Here is a 21,615-nt window from a genome sequence, read left to right on the forward strand (position 1 = left end):
CCGCTCAATCGACCGGGTTCTCGGCGCGGAACCGGTTCTGTGCGGCCAGCCGGACGCCGGCATTGGGTGCGCCATAGCCCGTATAGCCACGATCGCGCTGGACGAACTCGAAGAAGAACAGCTTGTCGAAAGCGCGGCTGTAAAGCTGCCAGAAGCCGTGCCCATCGGCGTCCTCGTCATAGAGGATGCCCAGCGCCTGCATCCGAGCCACCAGCGCATCGTCAAAGCCGAAGCGCGCGGCGATGTCCGCATAATAATTGGCCGGGATGGTCAGCACCGCGGCGCCCTCATCCCGCAATGCCTGCGCCGTCGCGAAGATATCGTCGGTCGCCAGCGCCACATGCTGATAGCCGCCGCCAATCCCCTGGTCGAGGAAGCGGGACGACAGCGTCTCGCGCGCGTCCGACGCATTGAGTGTCACGCGGAAGGCGCCGTCGGGCGCCTGCAAGGCCTGGCTATGCACCAGTCCCGACGGATCGATCACATCCTGCGCCGCCTTGGCCTCCAGCCCGAACAGGGCGCGCCAGTAAAGCTGCCAGGACAGGAATTCGTCATTATGGACGACGGCGGCGAGATGGTCGAAGCCATGGGCATGGACCGGCGCATCGGGCGCTGCCTCGATCGCTTGGAACTCCCGTGCCCACAGCCCTTCGACCTCATTATCGTCGATCAGATAGACCAGGCTGCCGCCGACCCCGCGCAGCGCCGGCATCGCCATCCGGCCGGGGCGGCCTTCCGCGCTATAGGCCTTGATCCCCAGCGCCGCCGCGCGCGCCTGCACCGCCGCCTTGTCCCTCACCCGCACGCCGATCGCGCAGATGGACGATCCATGCGCCGCACGATAGGCGCTGGCAAAGCCCTTGGGTTCGGCATTGATGACCAGGTTGACGCCGTCCTGGCGCCATCTCGTCACCTTCTTCTGGCGATGCTCGCCGGCAAGGCTGAAGCCCAGTGTCGTCAGCGTGCGGCCCAGCCGCGCGGAATCGGCGCTGGCGGTGGTGAATTCCACGAATTCGGCGCCCAGCACCGGCTCCGGCGCCGGCATGGTCGACGGGCGCCCCAACTGCCGCAGCGCCGCATCGCGCACATAGTCGAGCGAACGATGCCCGTCCTCCGCCACCAGCGTCGCCGCATTGGAGCGGAACCGGTCGTTGAAGATTTCCAGCGACAACGGCCCGTCATAGCCAGTGGCCAATATCTCCGCGACGAAGCCGGCGACATCCAGCCCGCCCTGCCCCGGCAGGTTGCGGAAATGGCGGCTCCAATAGAGCAGGTCCATGTCGAGCAGCGGCGCATCGGCGAGCTGAACGAAGACGATCTTGTCGCCACGGATATCGCGGATGCTGTCGCTCGGAATCTTGCGCGACAGCGAATGGAAGCTGTCGAGGATGATGCCGATATGGGGATGGTCGACCTGCTCGACGATCGACCAGACATCGCGATGATCGAACACATGCCGGCCCCAGGCCAGCGCCTCATAGCCCACCAATAGGCCGCGCTTGGCCGCCCGCTCGCCCAGATCCCGGAAATCGTCGACGATCCGCTCCCGTTCGCCCAGAGAGGCAGGCGAGCAGTTGGAGCAGACCAGGATGCGATCGGTGCCCAGTTCGCCCATCAGGTCGAACTTGCGCTCGGCCCGGTCGAAGGCGCGCTGGCGCAGCGCGCCCGGCATCCCCTCGAAATCGCGGAAGGGCTGGTAGAGCATGCAGGCAAGGCCCAGATCGTCCAGCATGCGCCGCACGTCTCGCGGCGCCAATTCCGACCCGATCAGGTCATTCTCGAATATCTCGACCCCGGCAAAGCCGGCCGCGGCAGCGGCACGCAATTTCTCTTCAAGCGTGCCGCGCAGCGAAACGGTGGCGATGGCGTTGGACATGGGGGATCTCCTTGAAGCCCCCTTATCCCACAGCCCGGCACCGCCATTTAACCGCTCAAGACCGACTATCCCATAGCATAGAGTTATAGGATGGCCGCCCGGATCAGGACGGGATCAGTCCCTTGCCCGCCAGACGGCCGCGTTCGGCCGCGACCTGCGCCGCGGTCTGCTTGCCGCCGGCGCGCACCTTGGCGACCTCCGCCGCGGTGAAGGGCGCGGCGGGCTTGGCCGCCTTCTTGAGCGACACCGCATGATTCAGCACATCGGCAATATCCTGATCGGACATGGTGCCCATGCCGGGCATCAGGCCGGTGATCTTCCTGTCGTCCACGGTGATCGGGCCATAGATGCCATAGAGCAGCACCATGGCGAGATAGCGCCGCCCCTCCGGGCTGGTCGCGATCTGCGCGACCCGGCCGTTGAGACGCGGAAACTGGCCCGGCAGGCCCGCGCCCGAGGGCTGATGGCACATGGAGCAGCGGTTGGCGAAGGTCTGCGGACCAGTCGCCTGTGCCGCCCCCGGCAAACCTACCGCCGCAACCGCCAGCAGAGAGAATATGACGCGCTTGATACCCTGAATCATCGCCTGAAATGTCCCCGCACATATGGACGTTTACCCCGGAAGCCGCCCCCGCCAGGGTGCCGCACCGGATTTCACGCCTCTTCCCAAGATTATGTGGATGCGCAAATACTGGACAGTCTTCAAATATTCGTCAAGCCCGCCGTTGCGAGCGATGCGCAAAGGGTGGCGAACCGGGCCGCGCCGTGGTAGGAGGGCCGCCAAGGCAGATGTGATATGATACTCGCTCCCTCACGGCCCGGCATCTATGCCCGCGGGTCCGAAACGGTGGACCAGATCCTCAAGGCAGCACTGGACGTGCTGATCGACGAGGGTGCCGATGCCTTCACCCTGCGCCGCATCGCCGCGCGCTGCGACATGAAGGTCGGCAATGTCAGCTATCATTTCCCGCGCAAGGAAATGCTGATCCAGGTGATGCTGGACGAGATGCTGGAATCCTATGACAAGCTGCTGGAGGAGATGGTGCGCAAGCCCGGCCTCACCGCCGAGGAACGGCTCAAGCTGGTCATCATCCTGTGCCTGGAGGATATCCAGACCAAGCGCACCACCCATTTGTTCACCGAACTCTGGGCGCTCGCCAACCAGAGCGAGTTCGTCGCCGACCGGGTGCGCCTGTTCTACAGCAAGGTGCATGAGGTGATCGGCGAATATGTGGCGCAGATCAATCCGGCCCTGTCCCCGGACGAGGTGCATAGCGTCGCCCTGTTCATCAGCGCGTCGATGGAAGGATCGACGCCTTTCCTGGGGCATCAGAAGCCCTGGGCGGCCAAGATGCCGGTCTTTACCGCGCTGGCGGCAATGTCGTTCGTGCATCTTGCCAAGACGGTGACTTCGCGCGATCTTGCAGGGCTGATGACAGAAGCGGCCTGACGCCGCCCCAAGGGGGAGAGATGGTCTGAACGGCAGGGGCGCCACCGGCGCCTGTTCATGCTGTGGGGGCCATCATGACGCAAAGCCGTATATTGCCCGGATGGGCACCGGACCGGACCATCGCCTGCATCGCCGCCGCCGCGCTCGCGCTGCTGCAACCCGGCATCGATCCCGTCTTCCTCACCCTGCTGACCGCTGCCACCCGGCTTGATCCATCCGACCATGGCTGGATCGTCGGCGCGACCCAGGGTGGCATGGCGATCGGCGCGATCCTCGTCTGGCGCGGCGGCGCGCACCTGCCGGCCGGCGCGCCGGCCTTCGCCGCGCTGATCGCGCTGGCCGCCAGCCTGATAACGCCGGCGCTCGACGAACTGGCAACGCTCATCGCCGCGCGCGGTCTGTTCGGCGTCGGCATGGGCGTCGCCTATACCCACGCGATGAGCGCCGCCGCCTCGCAGCGCCCGACCGGCGCCTATGCCGCCGTCTTCCTGGTCCAGTTGCTGCTGTCCACCCTGGTCGCGCTGGCGCTGCCGGCGATCGGCGACAGCGCCGGGCCGGCCGCTGCGCTGCGCCTGCTGGCGCTCGCACCGATCGGCGTGCTGCTGCTCAGCCTGCTGATGCCGGCCGCCGATCCGGCGCAGACGCCCACCGGCGACGCCAATGAACGCGCGCCCACCCCGGCCCGCGCCTGGGCGCTGGCCGTTGCCCTGTTCTGCTTCATCGCCGCCACCATGATGATCTGGAGCTTTTCCGGCGCGCTGGCGCTGGCCGCCGGCATCGACGACAGCGTGATCGGCGAGGCGGTGGCGATCGGATCGGTGATCGGCGCGCTAACCGCGATCGCGCTGATGCGCGAACAGAGCATCGTGCCGCTGCCGCTGACCGGCCTGCTGTGCGCCTTCTGCCTGCTTGCCCCGCTCGCCCTCACCCGCCCCGGCGCACCGACCCTGTTCATCCTGGCGATCGGCCTGCTCAATATCGGGTCGACCGCCACCATCATCCGCTTTTCCGGCCTTGCCACGGCAGCGGGCGGCGGCAGTCCGCTGTTCCGCCGCTTCGTCGCCTGCGTCCACAGCCTGGGCATGATCGCCGGGCCGGTGGCGGGATCGCTGCTGTCCGACGGGTTGGGGCAACAGGGGCTGGTCGATGGCGCGCTGGTCGCGCTCACCGGCGGCTGTTTCGCGCTGCTGGTCGCTGCTGCCCCCGACAGGCTGCGCCTGCCCCGGATCGAGGGCGTGCACGAGATTATCGCTTAGTTTTGCTGCGGCGCAAAATTATTTTGCGGGGAGCGCCTCCACCCCCTTGACCAATCCTTGACACTTGTCCAGCCTTCATTTCAGCGCCGGAACGCGGACCAGATGAGTCCAGCGCCGCCGCACCGATCAAGGGGGATCACACCAGATGTCGAGCGCCGCCGTCAGGGGATTTTTCGCCACCGCCGCCATGGGTTTCGCCCTGTGCGCAGCCATCACCGTCCATGCCGCGCCCGCCGACACCACGGCCGCGCTGGAGCCGGAAACGTCCGATGTGGTGACGATGGAGCCACCCAAGCCCAACTGGTTCTTCGTCGACGGCGGATGGGACATGCCGGGCACCAGCATCTTCGACGGCGACAGCGGCAAGATGGTGGGCATGGTCGAAACCCGGCGCCTCGCAGACATGGCAATCGATCCGGCCGGCAAATATTATTATGTCGCCGAGACGATCTGGTCGAAGGGCGATCGCGGCACGCGGCAGGACATGGTGTCGGTCTATGACACGCGCGAACTGAAGCTGGTCACCGAAATCACCATTCCCGACCGCATCCTGATCGGATCGCGCAAGAACAATTTCATCATCAGCGATGATGGCAAGACCGGCTTCGTCTATAATCTCAGCCCCGCCTCCTCGGTGAACATCGTCGATCTGGTGAAGCGCAAGTTCGTCGCCAATGTCGAAGTGCCCGGCTGCGCCAGCATGATGCCCAATCCGGGCGTCGGCTTTTCCGCGCTCTGCGCCGACGGATCGCTCGCCACCGTGAAGCTGACTGGCAGCAAGGCCGACATCACCCATAGCGCGCCCTTCTTCTCGGCCACCGACGATCCGATCTTCGACAATTTCACCTATGACCGGAAGAAGAAGGAAACGACGTTCCTCAGCTACACCGGCCAGATCTGGACCGCGAAGCTTGGCCCGGCGCCGACCATCTCCGCGCCCTTCTCGATCCAGGCGGCCGCCGGCATCCGGCCGGGCGAAACCAAGCCGCTGGAACTGAACTGGTATCCCGGCGGGCGCCAGCCGATGGCGCTGCACCGCGCCACCGGCCATCTGTTCGTGCTGATGCACATGGGCGAATATTGGTCGCACAAGGCGTCGGGCACGGAAGTGTGGGAAGTCGATCTCGCCACGCAGAAGGTGGTGAAGCGCCGCCCGCTGGAAGAGCCCATGAACAATATCGAGGTCACCCAGTCGGACAAGCCGCTGCTGATCATGGACGGCGAGAAGGGCACGGCCCTCGTCATCGACCTCGCCACCTGGGAAGAAAAGCACAAGATCGAGAAGGCCGGCGGCAGCACCATCACGGTCGCGGACCCGTCCTGACCATGACACTGGGTCTGGCGATCGCCGCGCTGGCGGCTGCCATCGGGATCGGCCTCATCCTGTTGCAGGCGGGCCTGTCGAAGCTGCGCCACCGTGTCCTGCTGCCCGGCGTGATCGCCAATTACCGGCTGCTGCCGCCGGCGCTGGTCGCGCCCGCCGCGATCCTGCTGCCGCTGGCGGAGATCGCCATCGGCGCCACGCTGATCGCCGGTCTTGCCCCGGTGCCGGTGCTGCTTGCCATGCTGCTGCTTAGCCTCTTTGCCGGCGCGATGGCGATCAACATCGCGCGCGGGCGCAGCCATATCGACTGCGGCTGCGGCCGTTCACAGTTACGCCATCCGATCGGCTGGCCGCTGGTGATCCGCAACCTGCTGCTGGTCGCGCTCGTCGCGCCGCGCCTGCTGCCCGCCCCGCCACTGTCCGTGCTGGACATCGCCACCGCCGCCGCTGGCGGCATCGCTCTGTTCCTCGCCTTCCATCTGCTCGGCGCCATCCTGGCGCTGATCGCCACGCCCGCTGCCGCCTACCGGAGATAGAAGACCTATGCTGACCTCGCTCATCATCGCGCAGATCCTGTCCTGGGTCGCCATTTTCGCGCTCGGCATCGCCCTGCTGGCGGTCGCGCGGCAGGTCGGCGTGCTGCACATCCGCGTCGCGCCCGCCGGCGCGCTCGCCACCAGCGGCGGCCCAGCGGTGGGCGACGCCATCGTCAAGATCGATACCCGCACCATCGACGGCGCGCCCGTCACGATCGGCGGCCATGCCCATGGCACGGCGCTGCGCCTCTTGATGTTCGTCTCCGCCCAATGCCCGCTGTGCAAGAATATCATCCCGATGGCCAAGTCCTTCGCGCGGGACGAGCGGGTCGCGCTGACCTTCGTGGGCGACGATGATGTCGCCGCCCAGCGCGCGATGATCGCCCAGCACGGGCTGGAGGCCTATGCCTTCGTCAACGGGCCGGAAGCGGGCCAGGCCTATGGTGTCGCCAAGCTGCCCTTCGCCGTGCTGCTCGATGCCGAGGGCACCATCCTGTCCAAGGGACTGGTCAACAGCCGCGAGCATCTCGAAAGCCTGGTCGTCGCCCATGAAATGGGGATCGCCACGGTGCAGGATTATATCGGCTCGCTCAAAGCGCAGGCGGCCTGATCGCAAGTTCAAAGGGGGTCCGTGACATGAAGAAGTTCGACGCCGACGCCATGGGGGAAAAGCTGCTGCGACGCCTCGCCGGGGGGACATCCCGCCGCTCGATGCTCTCGCGCCTGGGGGCCGCCCTGGTCGCTGCGCCCGCCTTCCCGCTGCTGCCGGTCAGCCGCGCCGAAGCGGCCAAGCCCGACCGCTCGCCCGAGGCCAAGACCGCCTTCGCCCGCACTGCGCAGAGCAAGGACGAGACCAAGTGCGACTATTGGCGCTATTGCGCGATCGACGGCGCACTCTGCACCTGCTGCGGCGGCGGCATCCATAGCTGCCCGGCGGGTTCGGAACCCTCGCCCGTCTCCTGGGTCGGCACCTGCATCAACCCGGACGACGGCAAGGCCTATCTGATCGCCTATCGCGACTGTTGCGGCAAGCCCGCCTGCGGCCAGTGCGGCTGCGACAATACCGATCGCGAAACCCAGCTCTACATGCCCCAGCTCAACAATGACGTGATCTGGTGCTTCGGCACCAGCAGCATGGAATATCATTGTTCGACCGCCGTGCTGGTCGGCGCGGCCAGCTGAGGCCGGCAGGACATGCGGCACGCGCTGCTGATCGGATCGCTGGCGCTGCTCGGCGCGGTCGGCATCGGCCGCGCCGCCCTGCCGCCGATGGGCCTGTTGCCCAGCGCGATCACTGACCCGGACCTCGCCCGGTCCGACTATGTCGAAAATTGTGGCGGCTGCCACGGGGTGCAGGGCAGCGCCGCGCCTGCGGCCCTGCCCGAACTGCGCGGCCGGGTCGGCTGGTTCCTCTGCACGCCCCAGACCCGCGCCTATCTCATCCGCCTGCCCAATGTCGCGCTCAGCCGGATCAAGGATAATCAGCAACTGGCCGACATGATGAACTTCGTCGTCTTCGGCCTGGGCGGCGGCAGCGTGCCGCAGGGCAGCCCGCCCTTCACCGCCGAGGAAGTCGCCCATGAACGGCGCTTCGCCCTGTCCGCCGCCTCGCTGACCGCCGAACGCGCCCGCCATGTCGAAACCGCGATCCGCAAATGCCATGCGCCCGCCTCGCTCCGGCAGATGTTTCCGTCTGCAGGGCGATAGCGCTGCCACGGGCATCGATGTCCTACACGCCGCTTTTCTGATCTGTCCCTCGCCATGCGACAGAGGCTGTTCCCCCTCGCCCAACCCGGCCGCCCGGCGCGTGGCAGGCGCCTATGTAGCGCGCGGCTGTCGCGTCATGGGCGCGCGACAGGGGCAAGGGCGACGCGCTTCCATGCCCCTGCCCCCATTACCCCCGGCGCGGCACAGGCGCGTTACCGACGCGTCGCAGGTGCGCGACAGGCGCAAACACCCCCAACAGGCCGTTTACACTGTGAACTTCGGCAGACGCGCGCCCGATCGCGGGCGCCGCCATGCTTCAGAATGTCGCCTTCACCCCGGCATACCAGCGGCGTGGCGCGCCCGCGCCATAGGCCCTCGGGTCGCTCGCCCCCGGCGCCTCGTCCAGTTCGATCTCATCCACCTCGGTAAAGGTGCCGAAGGTCGCATAGTGGCGGTCGAACAGGTTGCGGACCTCGCCGAACAGGGTGACGCCGGGAATGATGTCGATGCCGGCGCGGATATTGGCGATCAGGTAGCCGGGCACTTTGGCATTCCGGTTGGCCTCGTCACCGACCAGATATTGGCCCGACCGGGCGATCAGGTCGCCGCCGACCGACCAATGGCGCTGACCGCCCATGATGCCAACATAATCCAGCGTCAGGGTCGCACTATGGCGAGGGATACCGGTCAGGCGATCGCCCTTGCCGACGTCGATCGTGCCGTCGTCATTGGCCTCGGGATTGGCCGGGCTGCTCAATGTCAGCGCGCTGCGATAGGTGGCATCGGTGAAGGCATAGCTGAGGCCTGCGGTAAATCCGCCCCGCGCCGCCTTGACCGATGCCTCGACACCCTGGCGCCGGGTCTTGCCGATATTCTGGAAATAGGCCCGACCGCGAATGTCCGACGCAATATATTGGATGTCGTCATGATTGCCGGTGCGATAGGCGGAAACCAGCCAGTCGGCGGTCCATCCCCCGACGGCGAAGCGGCCCGAACCGCCCGCCTCCCAGCTTTTCGCCACCACCTGCTTGAGCGGCGGATCGGCGATGAAGAAATTGGTCAGGCTGCACGGCGCATTCTCGTCGGCGCAGGACAGTTCGGCCGGGGTCGGCGCGCGGTTGGTCTCGGCATAGCCGACCCGCAGCGACAGCCCGTCCGAAACCCGATAGTCCAGCTCCGCGCCGGGGTTCAGCCGCTGGAAATTATGCCGCCCGTTCAGTGCCGTGCCGATCTGGTCGACCAGTTCGATCCGCGCATGGTTCCAGCGCAGCCCCAGTTCCGCCGTCAGCCCGGGCGCCAGCGGCAACCGGTCCTGCACGAAGACGCCCCAATAATCGGTGTGCGCGACCAGTCCGACCGGCGCGATCGCACCATCCGGCTGGACGATGATCGACCCCAGCCCCTCGACGCTGCGCTCGTCCGTCATCGCCCCCAATTCGGTCGATGTATCGAACCGGGTGCGGCTCGTGTCGTAACTCATGCCGATCGCAAAATGATTGGTGCCGCCCATCAGCGCGCGATCGTCGATCAACTGCACCAGCGCGCCCATCGCATCGGTCCGCGTCCGCCCCCGATTGAGCACGCCATAGCCCTCGCCGCCCAGGCTGTCGGCAATGGCGTTGCCGTTGGCATCGGTCAGGACCGACTGCACCTCGTCCCCGTCATCATCGCTCCCCACCGTCTCCAGGCAGAGCAGCCCGGCGTCATCCTCATCCTCGCACCCCTCGATATCGGCGGCGTCGCCATTGACCGTGCGCAAGGTCAACCGCTGGGCATAGAGCGTCCCTTCGATCCGGGTCGTGTCGGACAGCGCGCCCCAGGGGTGCAGGCTGATCCGGCCATAGCTGCTGCGGCTATTGTCGGGCCAGGTGAAGACGGCGCGCCGGTCCGCCGCCAGCAGCTCGACCGGCGACACGCCATTGCCGGTCAGGTCGGTCTTGGCCCCGACCAGCTTCATGTGCAGCCCGCCCTTCTCCGTGTCGAAACCCAGGTCGGCATAGCCATTATAGAGATGCGACGGGCTATGATCGCGCCAGCCATCGTCATGGCTATACTGAAACGCGCCGAACGCACTGAAATTGCCGCGCGCAAAGCCGCCGGCGATGCTCGCCTCGGCATAGCCGAAACGGCCGCCGGTCATGCTTGCCTCCAGCCCCGGATCGCTGCGCCCGTCCTTCGTTTCCAGCAGGATCGCCCCGCCCAGCGCATTGAGGCCATAGACCGGGCTGGCGTCGAGCAGGCTCAGCTTACGGATCGCCGCTTCGGGGATCAGGTCGAACTGGACGGTATCGCCGAACGGCTGGTTGAAACGGGCGCCGTCCATATAGACGGCCAGCCCCTGCGCCTGCCCCTGCAGCGGCGAGGCAACGAAGCCGCGATAGAGAAGATTGGGTTGCCAGGGGTTATTCTGCGCGTCCTGCAGCGTGATGCCGGCAATATTGCGGGTGAGAACGCCGAGCAGGTCGGGCGTGCCGCCAATGCCGATATCCCGGCCGGAGATGGACAGCGCATCATCGACGTCGATCGCCCCGCCCGGCGCGGTGACGATGATCGTCTGCGCCGGGCCGGCATCGGGTTCTTCCGCCCATGCCAGCGCCGGTATCAGCGCCACGCCCGCCAGACCCGCGCAAAGCCAGCCCCTGCCCCGCATATTCCTCTCCCATCTCTGTTTATGGAAAGAACGCTAGGGAGGGCTGGCCATCGCCTCCATTATACCTTGGGTCGCGTGCGAAAATCAGGCCGCGACCCCGGCGCGACTGCGCACCAGGTCCGCGACCACGCTGGGATCGGCCAGCGTGCTGACATCGCCCAGCGCCTGTGCCGACACCTCCCCCTCGGCGATCTTGCGCAGGATGCGGCGCATGATCTTGCCCGATCGTGTCTTGGGCAGGCCGGGCGCGAACTGGATCACGTCCGGCGTGGCAATCGGCCCGATCTCGCTGCGCACCCATTGGGTCAGGGTCCGGCGCAAATCCTCGCTCGGTTCCTCACCCACATTCAGCGTGACATAGGCATAGATGCCCTGCCCCTTGATGTCGTGCGGCATGCCGACCACCGCCGCCTCCGCCACGGTCGCATGCAGCACCAGCGCGCTCTCGACCTCGGCCGTGCCCATGCGATGGCCCGATACGTTGATGACATCGTCGACGCGGCCGGTGATCCAATAATAGCCGTCCGCATCCCGCCGTGCGCCGTCGCCGGTGGTATATTTGCCGGGGAAAGTGGTGAAATAGGTCTGGAAGAAGCGCTCATGATCGTTCCAGACGGTGCGCATCTGGCCGGGCCAGGACCGGGCGATCAACAGATTGCCTTCGCTCGCCCCCTCCTGCACCACGCCCTCGCCGTCGACGATCTGCGCCTCGACACCGGGCATGGGGAAGGTCGCACTGCCGGGCTTCAGGTCCGTGGCGCCCGGCATCGGCGCGATCATCGCGCCGCCCGTCTCGGTCTGCCACCAGGTGTCGATGATCGGGCAGCGCCCCTCGCCCGCGACGCCATGATACCAGCGCCAGGCCTCCGGATTGATCGGCTCGCCCACGCTGCCCAGCAATTTGAGCGACGCGCGGCTGGTCTTCGCGACATGATGGTCGCCCTCCTTCATCAGCGCGCGCAGTACGGTCGGCGCGGTGAAGAGGGTGTGGACCTGATGACGGTCGACCACCTCCCAGATGCGGCTGGGCGTCGGCCAGCTCGGTAGCCCTTCATACATCAGCGTCGTCGCGCCATTGGCCAGCGGGCCATAGACGATATAGCTGTGCCCCGTGACCCAGCCGACATCGGCCGCGCACCACCAGACGTCACCGGGCCGATAGTCGAAGCAGAGCGCATGGGTGAGGCTGGCCCAGAGCAGATAACCGCCGCTCGAATGGACCACGCCCTTGGGCTTGCCGGTGGAGCCGGAGGTGTAGAGCAGGAACAGCGGGTCTTCCGCATTCATCACCTCGGCCGGGCAATCGGGCGCGACGCCGGCCATTGCCTCGTCATACCAGCTGTCGCGGCCGGGCTGCATCGCCACCGCCCCGCCGGTCGCGCGCACCACCAATACGCGGCGCACGCTGGTACAATGGTCGAGCGCCAGCGCCGCGTCGACATTCGCCTTGAGCGGCACGCGCTTGCCGCCGCGCCGCCCCTCGTCGGCGGTGACGACGATGCTGGAATCGCAATCGGTGATGCGGCCTGCCAGCGCCTCGGGCGAAAAGCCGCCGAACACGACGCTGTGGATCGCGCCGATCCGGGCGCAGGCGAGCAGCGCCACCGCCGCCTCTGGGATCATCGGCATATAGATGGTGATGCGGTCGCCCCGGCGTGCGCCAGCATCCTTGAGCACATTGGCGAACCGGCAGACCTCGGCATGCAATTCACGATAGGTCAGGCTACGCGGCGCTTCAGACGGATCATCGGGTTCCCAGAGGATCGCGGTAACGTCGCCCCGCTCGGCCAGATGCCGGTCGAGGCAATTGGCCGACACGTTGAGCGTGCCGTCGGCGAACCACTGGATGCCGAAATCCGCTTCGTCGAAGCTGCTTTCCGACGCGCGGGTCGGCGGCGTGATCCAGTCCAGCCGCTGCGCCTGTTCCAGCCAATAGGCGTCGCCCGCGTCGAGCGACCGGCGATAATCGGCGGCGCGCGCCGCCTGGTTCATGCGGGCATGGGCCGCCCAGTCGGCAGGTATCGGAAACAGGTCTTCGGACATGATGGCTCCCTTCATTGGCCGAACCGCACGCCGATCCAGAGCGTCCTGGGGGTGCCCAGGTCGATCGATCCACCGGCATTGCGGGTGACGACATCCTCGTCGAACAGATTTTCTCCGCGCGCGACCAGGCTGATGCCATGGCCGATCGGCAGCCGGGCGAGGGCGTCGAGCGTCAGCGCATCGGGCAGCACATCGCTCTGCAGATCATCCTCATATTGCTTGGCCGTGTAGCGCAGCGTCGCCGAAAGCTCCGGTCCGGCCTTGGGCGCCCAGGCCAGCGTCGCGCTGGCGGAGTGGCGCGGCACCTGCGCCGGCGCGAAGCCGTCGAATGCCATGCCCGGCGCATCGACCTTGCTGTGACTATAGGCATAGGAAGCGAGCAGCGAGAAATTGGCCGGCAGTTGCGCGCTGGCGGTCAGTTCCACGCCCTTGGCCACGATCGCGTTCACATTCTGGCGCTTGCGGGTGACACTATCGATGGTGACATTGGCGATCGCATCGTCGAGCCGGTTGTAGAAAAGCGTGGCGGAGAGCTGCATGCCCGGTGCCGGGGTGAGGTCGATGCCCCCCTCCACGCCCTTGAGCTTCTCTGGCTTGAGTGCCGCATTGGCCTGGGTGGTGATCGGGAAGACGACGAAGGGTCGATACAACTCGTTGAGCGTCGGCAAGCGGAAGCCGCTATAGGCCGCGCCGCGCAGCGCCACCGCATCGCTGATATGGTAGAGCGCGCCGGCCCGACCGGAGAAGGCCCAGTCCGAGCGATTGGCGTAGCTGCTGTCCTGCGTCACCGTCCCAGCCGCACTGACCGCCTTGTAGAAGCCGTTGCGGATCGACCAGCGATCCGCCCGCACCCCGCCGGTCAGGACAAGATTGCCAATCGTCCAGTCATCCTCGGCAAAGATGCCGGATGTGATCTGGTCGCCACCGGCATGGCGGCGCGCTGTCAGCGGGTTGCTGGCGAGGCCCGCATTATAGGCATCCTCATACATGTCGCCGGTGGCAAAGCGGCTATCCACGCCGATACGCAGCACATGATCCGCGCCCACCGGCGGGCGCAGCTCGATCTTGCCGCCGATCCCGGTCGAGGGGGTGTTGCGCTGGTCGAGCGACTTGCGGAAGCTGGTGGAGGAGATGACGATATTGGAGAAGTTGCGCGCCTGGAGATAGGCGAGTGCATCGACCTGCCAGCGGCCGCGGCTGATATAGCGAATGCTGGCATCCTGGCCCTGGCTCATGCTGTCGGCGCCGGCAAAGCGCAGCGTGCGATTATCCTGGAACAGGGTGCCGCGAAACTGGATTTCCGAGGTCGCATTGATCGGCGCGACGGCGCGCAAATTGGTCGACCAGCTGTCATAGGCGGCGGGCACGGTGGCGGCGACGCGCTGGTCCTTCGGCGTGGTCTGGAAACCGTCGCCCCGATCCCAGCGGCCGGACAGCGACACGTAACCGCTGCCCAGATCCGGCGCGATGCTGGCCGACAGCTCGGTCGCATCCCTGCTGCCGTAGAAGGCGCTGGCGCCGAAGTGTGGCATCTGGTCGCGGGTGGCGCTGGCCAGTTCGATCGTGCCGGCAACCGCGCCGGCCCCGAACGCGCCACTGCCCCCGCCGCGCGTCACCCGCACCAGCGCCAGCCGGTCGGGCACCAAAGCCGAGAAGGGGATATAGCCGAAGAAGGGATCAGCCACCGGCACGCCATCAAGCAGCACCAGGGTCCGGCTCGACGCATTGCCACCCAGCGCGCGCAGGGTGGCGCCCTGGTTCGAGGGATTGGACGCTCGGCTGTCAGAGCGGCGGAACTGCTGGAAGCCCGCGACATCGGCCAGCACGCTCTCGATCCGACCCGACGCCGCATCCTCAAGCCGATCCCGGTCGATCACCACAGAGCCATAGGCCGGCGTCCCAGGCGGCAGGGCGAGGCCCGTGCCGGTCACCACGATCGACGCGGCGGCCATCGCCTCGCCAGCGCCATCGGGTGTTTCCGCCTGCGCCGCGAAGGGCGCCATTGCCATGCCGAGCGCGAGCCATTTTGTTCTGCGCATATATCCTCCCCTGCCGCCCCGTCATGCGAAGGGGCGGCATCCCTTCGATAGGATGCCGCCCCTTGCCGGAACATTGGCCTTTGGGCCGATGGCCCTTCCCCCGCTCAGAAGAAGAGGATGGCGCCGGCGGCAATCGTGTCGCCCTGCGCCTCATTGCCATTATGCGCCTTTGAGGTGCTGTGGATATATTCGCCGATCAGCGTCACCCAGCTGGTCAGGCCATAACGGCCCTGCCCCACCCAGCTGCTGTTCTTGCGGATCAACGTCGGGTTGGCGAGCGCGTCCGCGGCATTGGCATAATGGAGATTGCTCTCGCCATAGCTGCCACCGACCGAGAATTTGCCGAAGGTCGCCAGCCCCTGAAGATAGAAGCCGTCGCTGTCGCGCTTGTTGCCGGCGGCATCGGTGTCGAACAGGTTGAGCGCCGTCGTGCCCAGCCCCGAGCCATTATAATAATAGCCGGTCAGGACGATCGGGCCATAGCCGATCTTGGCGCCGGTATCGAAACCGCTGCCGGTATAGGAAATGCCGTCGACGCGATTATGCCGCTGGGCGATGCCCGACAGCCAGGCGCGGGCCGAAAAATCGCCGAACTTGCCGTCATAGACGATCTTGCCTTGGAAGCCGGGCGACTTGTTGCTTTCGCCCGGTCCGGTCAGCGATTCGAGCGGCTGGAAGACGCCGACCGAGACCTGGAAGCCCGACAGGCTGGGCGACGTGTAAGTGATCTGCGGCTGGAAGTCGGTATAGATATAGCCGATGCCGATGCGGCCAAGCGAAGTGTTGGACGGCGCGACATTGCCGCCGCTCGACCCGACCGACAGCAGGGTGATGTCGTTCAATATGCCTTCCGAGCCGAACAGGCCGATGTCGCGACCCAGCTTGAACTCGCCTAGGCCGGAACGGCCGATGGTCATGTAGGTCTGGCGGAAATCGATGCCGGCGGTCTGCAGCGCCACCGGCCGGCCGCCGGCATTGGCGCCGCCGCCGACGGAATAATCCGCGCTGTTGATACCGGGATACATGCCGAAATGAGCGCCGACGTCCCAGCCGCCCTGATTGGTCGTGACGTCGAACTTCAGGTAGCCGGGCAGCAGGCCGTTGCGGATCGCCGAACTATTGCCGCCAACCGGCACCACGCCGCCGACGACATCGGTATTCGGCCCGGCCGCCTGGCCATTTTCATGGGTGTAGAAACCGTTGACCGAGCCGGACATCTTGACCGTGACATCGCCCACCTCAAACCCGACGCCGCTGTCGGCGACGCGCACCACGGGCTTGCCGTCCGATGCGGCGGGCGCAGCGGCAGCGGCCGGCGCCGCAGCGTCTTCCTTTGCCAGCTGGGCATATTCCTCGTCGGTGAGGATCCCCTTTTCATGCAGCCTTTTCAGCAGTTCGCTCGTCGTGCCGGCGCTGGCCGGCGTTGCCCCTGCGACGAACAGCAACGCCATGGCGGCGCTGCCGAGGAATGTTCCCCGTGCCATCTCATCCTCCCTCTTATGCGCCGGTCGTGCCGGCTGTCGGGAAGAGTGGGCGGCGGCGATGGCGGCCGAAATTGGACTTTGGTTCTCGTCCTCCCTCCGCGCACCTCGCTATACTTTTGGTCAGGGCGCGACGGCGATGCCCCACGGCCCGGCGCCGACCGCTACCGTACCGACGACCTTGCCGGCAGCCAGGTCGATCACCGAGACATTGTCCGAAAGGCCATTGACGGCAAAAGCGCGCACGCCGTCCGGGCTGACCGCGACATGCCAGACCCGCTTGCCGACCGGCACATAGGCGCGGACCTTGCGGGTGGCGACATCGACCAGCGCGACATGGTTGGCGCGGCCGAGCGCCACGACCGCCGTCTTGCCGTCCGGCGTGAAGCGTATGCCGCAGGGCAATAGCTGATAATCCTGCACGCCGGAAATGGCGAAATGCAGCGTCTCGACGATCCTGCGCGTGGCCGGATCGGCAATCTGCACCGTGCCGCCCATCTCCGCCGCGATCCACAGCTCCTTGCCATCGGCGGTAAATTCGACATGGCGGGGGCGCTGATCAGTCTCGGTCGCGTCGACCATCGTCTTGTTCGCCAGGTCGATCCAGTTGACGACGCCGTCATCCTCCGATGTCACCACCACCCATTTGCCGTCGGGGCTTTGCGCCACGCCCTCGGGCTCCTTGCCGACATCGACCTGGAAGGCGACCTTGCGGCTGTCGAGGTCGATCGCGGTCAGCGCGGCATTATCCTCATTGGCGACGAACAAGGTCCGGCCATCGCGCGACAGGAAGAATTGCTCGGGATCCTGCCCCGATGGCAGGTCCGCGACGACCTTGCCGGTCGCGCGGTCGATCATCTGCACCGCATGGTCGTTGCTGGCGCAGAGTAGGATATATTTGCCGTCCTTGGTGAGGGTGATGCCGCGCGGCCGTCCGCCCACCGGCCAGGTCGCGACCGTCTGCATTGTGGCGGCATCGATGACGCTGACGCTATTGCCCCGCTCGTTGGAGACATAGAGCGTCTCGGCCCGGACCGACGGGATCGCCACCGTCAGCGCAAGCCCCGCAATCACGCCCTTCATCATGCCCGCATCCTCTCGTTCTTTTGGCCTGATAGCGGATTAGCCCCCGGCCCGTCGCGGCGGGATTGTACCAATGGCCAATGGGGGCCGCCCCCGCCCTCCCCTACAGTCATCAGCGACAGGGACGACATGCGGCCAGCACAGGCACGCGGCACAGACGAGGGTTTGGGATGAGGAATTACGGACGGATCGCATTGTTCGGCGCGGCCTGCCTGGCGGGCGCATCGATCACATCGGCACTGATGGCGCATGGCAATGTCACGCCGCAGGCGGTCGACACATCGGCCCTGCCGGAAATCGGTGCCGACTGGGTTCAGCACAACCCCTATCGCGGCAATGCCACGGCGGCGAAGATCGGCGAATCCGCCTATGGCCAGAATTGCGCACGCTGCCACGGGCTGGACGCGGAAAGCGGCGGCATCGCGCCGGACCTGCGCTATCTGGAAGTCGGCGACAGCGGCGACGAATGGTATATCCAGCGTTTCCAGCATGGCTCCAGCCATGACGGCAAGGTTTATATGCCGCCCTTTGGCGACGTGCTGGGACAGAAGGCCGGATGGGCGATCCGCGCCTGGCTCGAAACCAAGCATCAGGAGTGATCGCGATGGATCGCCGCGCCTTCTTGAGCAGCGCGGCGGCCGCCGCGCTGGTTGGTTATATTTCGGGCGGGCAGGCGGCAAAGGCCGCGCCGCTCGGCAAGGTCAGGGAATTGGGTGTCCTTCGGGTCGCAGTCTATAAGGACAACCGCCCCTGGTCCTGGCGCAAGGACGGCAAGCTGACCGGGATCGACGTCGACCTGGCCCAGGCGCTGGCCAAGGGGCTGGGCGTGCGCGCCGACATTGCCGAACTGGTCGCGGACGAAAGCGCCGACGACGACCTGCGCAACGGCGTGTGGAAGGGCGGCCTTCTGGGCTTCCAGCCGGCCGACATCATGCTGCATGTGCCGTTCGACCGGACTTTCGCCGCACGCAACGATCAGGTCGCGATCATCGCCCCCTATTATCGCGAAAGCTTCCAGTTTGCGGCGGTCAAGGGCGAGATCGACGTCAACGCGCCGCCGACCCAATATCGCGGCAAGCGGCTGGCGGTCGAGATCGACTCCATTCCTGATTTCTACCTGATCGGCACATTCGGCGGCATATTGGCCAGGAATGTCGTCCATTTCCCCGGCGGGACGGAAGCCGTCACCGCGCTGACCGATGGCCGGGCCGATGGCGCGCTCGCCAGCCGGGCGCAGATAGAGGCGGTGCTGCACGACAGCGGCGCCACCAACATCGTCCGCCGCACCAGCCCCCTGCCCGCCTTCACCTCGGCCGGATGGGACATCGGCATGGCGGTGAAGGAGAATAGCCGGAACCTGGGCGATGCGGTCGAGACCATCCTGGCCGACATGACGCAATCGGGCGCGCTCAAGGCGATCTTCGAGCGCCATGGCGTCGCCTATGCGCCGGCCGTCGCGGCCGGCTGAACGGGCGACCCAAGGTCCAATTGGCACGGCCGCCGTGCCCCATAAGGTGCTGCATCGACGGCGTTGATCACGCCGGAAAACAAGGGAGGATGACTATGACGGGACGTTTCACGCGTTCGTTCCTGGGGGCAGCCGCGATCGCGCTGGTGGCCGGGGCCGCGCCACTGCTGGCGGCCGATGCGGCAGGCGGGCCGACCGATGCCGACCTGATGAACGATGCCGCATCGACCGGCGACGTGCTGACCTATGGCATGGGACCGCAGGCGCAGCGTTTCAGCACGCTCAACCAGATCAACACCGACACCGTCAGCAAGCTGGTGCCCGCCTTCGCTTCGTCACTGGGTGGCGAGAAGCAGCGTGGCCAGGAGGCTCAGCCTCTAGTCTATGATGGCACCATCTATGTCACCGGTTCCTATTCGCGGCTCTATGCCTTCGACTCCCGCACCGGCGAGGAGAAATGGGAATATAATGCCCGCCTGCCCGACGACATCATGCCCTGCTGCGACGTCGTCAATCGCGGCGCGGCGATCCATGGCGACAAGATCATCTTCGCCACGCTCGACGCGCGGCTGGTGGCGCTCAATCGCCATACCGGCAAGGTGGTGTGGAACAAGCAGATTGCCGATTACAAGGCCGGCTACAGCGCGACCGCCGCGCCGCTGATCGTCAAGGGCATGGTCATCACCGGCAATTCGGGCGGCGAGTTCGGCATCGTCGGCGCGGTCGAGGCCCGCGACGTGGATACCGGCGAGCTGATCTGGCACCGCCCGGTGATCGAAGGAAACATTGGCACCTTGCGCGGCAAGGATAATGGCATCACCGGCAAGCTCAACGCGACCTGGCAGGGCGATCTCTACAAGACCGGCGGCGGCGCGACCTGGCTGGGTGGCACCTATGATCCGGAAACCAATCTTCTCTATTTCGGCACCGGCAACCCGGCCCCCTGGAACAGCCATTTGCGGCCCGGCGATAATCTCTACACCGCGTCCACGCTGGCGATCGATCCCGAAACCGGCGTGATCAAATGGCATTACCAGACCACCCCGCATGACGGCTGGGATTTCGACGGGGTTAACGAGTTCATCCCGTTCGACGCGACGATCAACGGCAAGCCGATGAAGCTGGGCGCCAAGGCGGACCGCAACGGCTATTTCTTCGTGCTCGACCGGACCAACGGCAAGTTCGTCAGCGCCAACCGCTTCGTCATGCAGACGACCTGGGCCAGCGGCTATGACAAGAATGGCAAGCCGATCGTGATCCCGGCCGGTCGCCCCGGCGCGCCGAGCGCGACCGAGAAGGGCAGCACCGTTTTCTCCTCGCCCAGCTTCTTAGGGGGAAAGAACTGGATGCCGATGGCCTATAGCAAGGACACCGGCCTGTTCTACATCCCGTCCAACGACTGGGGCATGGACATCTGGAACGAGCCGATCGCCTACAAGAAGGGCGCCGCCTATCTGGGCGCGGGCTTCACCATCAAGCCGATCGCCGAGGATCATATCGGTGCGCTGCGGGCGATGGACCCCAGGACCGGCAAGATCGTCTGGGAATATAAGAACAAGGCGCCGCTGTGGGGCGGCGTGCTGTCGACCGCCGGCAACCTGGTCTTCACCGGCACGCCCGAAGGCTATCTGAAGGCCTTCGACGCCAAGACCGGCAAGGAATTGTGGAAGTTCCAGACCGGGTCGGGCGTGGTCGGATCGCCGGTCACCTGGGAACAGGATGGCGAGCAATATGTCGCCGTCATGTCCGGCTGGGGCGGCGCGGTGCCGCTGTGGGGCGGCGAAGTGGCCAAGTCCTTCAAGGATATCAATCAGGGCGGTTCGCTCTGGGTGTTCAAGCTGGCCAAATAAGGAGGCGAGGACGATGATCGTCATGGGGCGCGGACAGCATATGCACGGCGGAAATCGCGGGCAATTTGCCGCGCCCCCGCCTATGATCCATCATCATGGCCAGGGGGCGGACATGCAGGTCGAAGACAGTGATGCGATGATGGAAAGGGTGCTGATCGTCGACGATCACCCGCTGGTGCGCGACGGGCTGCGCAGCGTGATCGCGGTCAGTTTCGACGGCTGCGAGATTTTCGAGGCGGCCAGCCTGGAGGAAGCGCTGGCGACGCTGGAGAAACAGTCCAATTTCGACCTGGTGCTGCTCGATCTCAATATTCCCGACGTGAAGCGGCTCGATGGCCTGAAACTGCTGCGCAGTCGCCATCCGATCCTGCCGGTGGTGATGGTGTCGGGCGCGTTCGACCGGGGAATCGTACGCGAGGCGCTGGGCGCCGGCGCGGCGGGCTTCATCCCCAAGTCGATGAAGCGCAGCGCCATCGTCGATGCACTGCATCGGGTGGTGTCCGGCGAAATCTACATGCCCGACGCGATCGATGAGGCGCCGCAGGAAAGCGCCGAGGAAGCCGATATCCTGACCCGGATCGGCAGCCTGACGCCGCAGCAGCGGATCGTGCTGACTCATCTGGTCCATGGCCGGCTGAACAAGCAGATCGCCCATGACCTGAGCGTGTCGATGACCACGGTGAAGGCGCATGTGTCCGCGATCCTGCAGAAGCTCAACGTCTTCAGCCGGACCCAGGCGGTGATCCTGGCCAACCGGGTCCATTTCGACGGCGACAATTGAGCGCGAAAAATAGGAAATCCCGCGCTTAACTTCGCATATTTCCCGCACATTTCGACATTTTGATGCCGATG

General features: G+C 66.0%; 18 protein-coding genes. 11 read left to right on the plus strand and 7 right to left on the minus strand.

Going from position 1 to position 21,615, the window contains the following annotated elements; translation table 11 throughout:
* Nucleotides 1–4: 4 nt before the first annotated feature.
* Nucleotides 5–1,876 (minus strand): sugar phosphate isomerase/epimerase and 4-hydroxyphenylpyruvate domain-containing protein, encoded by a 1,872-nt coding sequence (locus tag DIZ22_RS12980; protein WP_122928261.1) that lies wholly within the window; start codon nt 1,874–1,876, stop codon nt 5–7.
* Between the two features lie 103 nt (nt 1,877–1,979).
* Entirely contained in the window at nt 1,980–2,459 is a 480-nt protein-coding gene (locus DIZ22_RS12985; RefSeq protein ID WP_048938458.1) for a cytochrome c, read from the minus strand.
* A gap of 213 nt (nt 2,460–2,672) precedes the next feature.
* On the opposite strand from DIZ22_RS12985, the gene DIZ22_RS12990 reads away from it, so the two are divergent.
* The 7 genes from DIZ22_RS12990 (at nt 2,673) to DIZ22_RS13020 (ending at nt 8,149) form a co-directional block, all read left to right on the plus strand.
* The gene (locus tag DIZ22_RS12990; RefSeq protein ID WP_004208329.1) at nt 2,673–3,326 is read left to right on the plus strand and encodes a TetR/AcrR family transcriptional regulator; all 654 of its coding nucleotides are present in this window, start codon (nt 2,673–2,675) and stop codon (nt 3,324–3,326) included.
* A gap of 74 nt (nt 3,327–3,400) precedes the next feature.
* Nucleotides 3,401–4,582 (plus strand): hypothetical protein, encoded by a 1,182-nt coding sequence (locus DIZ22_RS12995; RefSeq protein WP_048938457.1) that lies wholly within the window; start codon nt 3,401–3,403, stop codon nt 4,580–4,582.
* 145 nt (nt 4,583–4,727) lie between these two features.
* Nucleotides 4,728–5,906 carry an amine dehydrogenase large subunit gene (locus tag DIZ22_RS13000; RefSeq protein ID WP_048938456.1) on the plus strand — a complete coding sequence of 393 codons (1,179 nt, stop codon included), beginning with the start codon at nt 4,728–4,730 and terminating at the stop codon, nt 5,904–5,906.
* A gap of 2 nt (nt 5,907–5,908) precedes the next feature.
* A complete protein-coding gene (locus DIZ22_RS13005; protein ID WP_048938455.1) occupies nt 5,909–6,442 on the plus strand; it encodes a MauE/DoxX family redox-associated membrane protein in 534 nt (177 codons plus the stop codon).
* Nucleotides 6,443–6,449: 7 nt separating this feature from the next.
* Nucleotides 6,450–7,052 (plus strand): methylamine utilization protein MauD, encoded by a 603-nt coding sequence (locus DIZ22_RS13010; protein WP_010338488.1) that lies wholly within the window; start codon nt 6,450–6,452, stop codon nt 7,050–7,052.
* Between the two features lie 26 nt (nt 7,053–7,078).
* Nucleotides 7,079–7,624, plus strand: a complete 546-nt coding sequence (locus DIZ22_RS13015) for a methylamine dehydrogenase light chain (RefSeq protein WP_004208334.1) — start codon at nt 7,079–7,081, stop codon at nt 7,622–7,624.
* A gap of 12 nt (nt 7,625–7,636) precedes the next feature.
* Nucleotides 7,637–8,149: a cytochrome C gene (locus tag DIZ22_RS13020; RefSeq protein ID WP_122928262.1), complete on the plus strand. Its 513-nt coding sequence runs from the start codon at nt 7,637–7,639 to the stop codon at nt 8,147–8,149.
* Nucleotides 8,150–8,465: 316 nt separating this feature from the next.
* Here DIZ22_RS13020 and DIZ22_RS13025 read toward each other — a convergent pair whose 3' ends face one another.
* The 5 genes from DIZ22_RS13025 to DIZ22_RS13045 form a co-directional block, all read right to left on the minus strand.
* Nucleotides 8,466–10,799, minus strand: a complete 2,334-nt coding sequence (locus DIZ22_RS13025) for a TonB-dependent receptor (RefSeq protein ID WP_122928263.1) — start codon at nt 10,797–10,799, stop codon at nt 8,466–8,468.
* 84 nt (nt 10,800–10,883) lie between these two features.
* On the minus strand, nt 10,884–12,842 hold the full coding sequence (gene acs / locus DIZ22_RS13030) for an acetate--CoA ligase (RefSeq protein WP_122928816.1): 1,959 nt from the start codon (nt 12,840–12,842) through the stop codon (nt 10,884–10,886).
* Between the two features lie 11 nt (nt 12,843–12,853).
* A complete protein-coding gene (locus DIZ22_RS13035; protein WP_122928264.1) occupies nt 12,854–14,881 on the minus strand; it encodes a TonB-dependent receptor in 2,028 nt (675 codons plus the stop codon).
* A 104-nt stretch (nt 14,882–14,985) separates the two neighbouring features.
* Entirely contained in the window at nt 14,986–16,365 is a 1,380-nt protein-coding gene (locus tag DIZ22_RS13040; protein WP_122928265.1) for a porin, read from the minus strand.
* A 120-nt stretch (nt 16,366–16,485) separates the two neighbouring features.
* On the minus strand, nt 16,486–17,448 hold the full coding sequence (locus DIZ22_RS13045) for a PQQ-dependent catabolism-associated beta-propeller protein (protein ID WP_122928266.1): 963 nt from the start codon (nt 17,446–17,448) through the stop codon (nt 16,486–16,488).
* Nucleotides 17,449–17,615: 167 nt separating this feature from the next.
* Here DIZ22_RS13045 and pedF point away from each other — a divergent pair, with 167 nt between their 5' ends.
* From pedF to DIZ22_RS13065, 4 genes are all read left to right on the plus strand, one after another.
* Nucleotides 17,616–18,044, plus strand: a complete 429-nt coding sequence (pedF, locus tag DIZ22_RS13050) for a cytochrome c-550 PedF (protein WP_122928267.1) — start codon at nt 17,616–17,618, stop codon at nt 18,042–18,044.
* A 5-nt stretch (nt 18,045–18,049) separates the two neighbouring features.
* On the plus strand, nt 18,050–18,913 hold the full coding sequence (locus DIZ22_RS13055) for a transporter substrate-binding domain-containing protein (RefSeq protein ID WP_122928268.1): 864 nt from the start codon (nt 18,050–18,052) through the stop codon (nt 18,911–18,913).
* A 95-nt stretch (nt 18,914–19,008) separates the two neighbouring features.
* Nucleotides 19,009–20,763 (plus strand): methanol/ethanol family PQQ-dependent dehydrogenase, encoded by a 1,755-nt coding sequence (locus tag DIZ22_RS13060; protein ID WP_122928269.1) that lies wholly within the window; start codon nt 19,009–19,011, stop codon nt 20,761–20,763.
* 13 nt (nt 20,764–20,776) lie between these two features.
* Entirely contained in the window at nt 20,777–21,544 is a 768-nt protein-coding gene (locus DIZ22_RS13065) for a response regulator transcription factor (RefSeq protein WP_037509058.1), read from the plus strand.
* The last annotated feature ends 71 nt before the right edge of the window (nt 21,545–21,615 follow it).

Source organism: Sphingobium sp. LF-16 (assembly GCF_003711185.1).
GTDB lineage: Bacteria > Pseudomonadota > Alphaproteobacteria > Sphingomonadales > Sphingomonadaceae > Sphingobium > Sphingobium yanoikuyae_A.

Coding starts and splice junctions, on each gene's coding strand:
- DIZ22_RS12990 (WP_004208329.1), top strand. CDS start 2,673: ATGATACTCGCTCCCTCACGGCCCGGCATCTATGCCCGCGGGTCCGAA.
- DIZ22_RS12995 (WP_048938457.1), top strand. CDS start 3,401: ATGACGCAAAGCCGTATATTGCCCGGATGGGCACCGGACCGGACCATC.
- DIZ22_RS12985 (WP_048938458.1), bottom strand. CDS start 2,459: ATGATTCAGGGTATCAAGCGCGTCATATTCTCTCTGCTGGCGGTTGCG.
- DIZ22_RS13025 (WP_122928263.1), bottom strand. CDS start 10,799: ATGCGGGGCAGGGGCTGGCTTTGCGCGGGTCTGGCGGGCGTGGCGCTG.
- DIZ22_RS12980 (WP_122928261.1), bottom strand. CDS start 1,876: ATGTCCAACGCCATCGCCACCGTTTCGCTGCGCGGCACGCTTGAAGAG.
- DIZ22_RS13055 (WP_122928268.1), top strand. CDS start 18,050: ATGGATCGCCGCGCCTTCTTGAGCAGCGCGGCGGCCGCCGCGCTGGTT.
- DIZ22_RS13020 (WP_122928262.1), top strand. CDS start 7,637: ATGCGGCACGCGCTGCTGATCGGATCGCTGGCGCTGCTCGGCGCGGTC.
- DIZ22_RS13060 (WP_122928269.1), top strand. CDS start 19,009: ATGACGGGACGTTTCACGCGTTCGTTCCTGGGGGCAGCCGCGATCGCG.
- DIZ22_RS13045 (WP_122928266.1), bottom strand. CDS start 17,448: ATGATGAAGGGCGTGATTGCGGGGCTTGCGCTGACGGTGGCGATCCCG.
- DIZ22_RS13005 (WP_048938455.1), top strand. CDS start 5,909: ATGACACTGGGTCTGGCGATCGCCGCGCTGGCGGCTGCCATCGGGATC.
- DIZ22_RS13065 (WP_037509058.1), top strand. CDS start 20,777: ATGATCGTCATGGGGCGCGGACAGCATATGCACGGCGGAAATCGCGGG.
- pedF (WP_122928267.1), top strand. CDS start 17,616: ATGAGGAATTACGGACGGATCGCATTGTTCGGCGCGGCCTGCCTGGCG.
- DIZ22_RS13040 (WP_122928265.1), bottom strand. CDS start 16,365: ATGGCACGGGGAACATTCCTCGGCAGCGCCGCCATGGCGTTGCTGTTC.
- acs (WP_122928816.1), bottom strand. CDS start 12,842: ATGTCCGAAGACCTGTTTCCGATACCTGCCGACTGGGCGGCCCATGCC.
- DIZ22_RS13000 (WP_048938456.1), top strand. CDS start 4,728: ATGTCGAGCGCCGCCGTCAGGGGATTTTTCGCCACCGCCGCCATGGGT.
- DIZ22_RS13015 (WP_004208334.1), top strand. CDS start 7,079: ATGAAGAAGTTCGACGCCGACGCCATGGGGGAAAAGCTGCTGCGACGC.
- DIZ22_RS13010 (WP_010338488.1), top strand. CDS start 6,450: ATGCTGACCTCGCTCATCATCGCGCAGATCCTGTCCTGGGTCGCCATT.
- DIZ22_RS13035 (WP_122928264.1), bottom strand. CDS start 14,881: ATGCGCAGAACAAAATGGCTCGCGCTCGGCATGGCAATGGCGCCCTTC.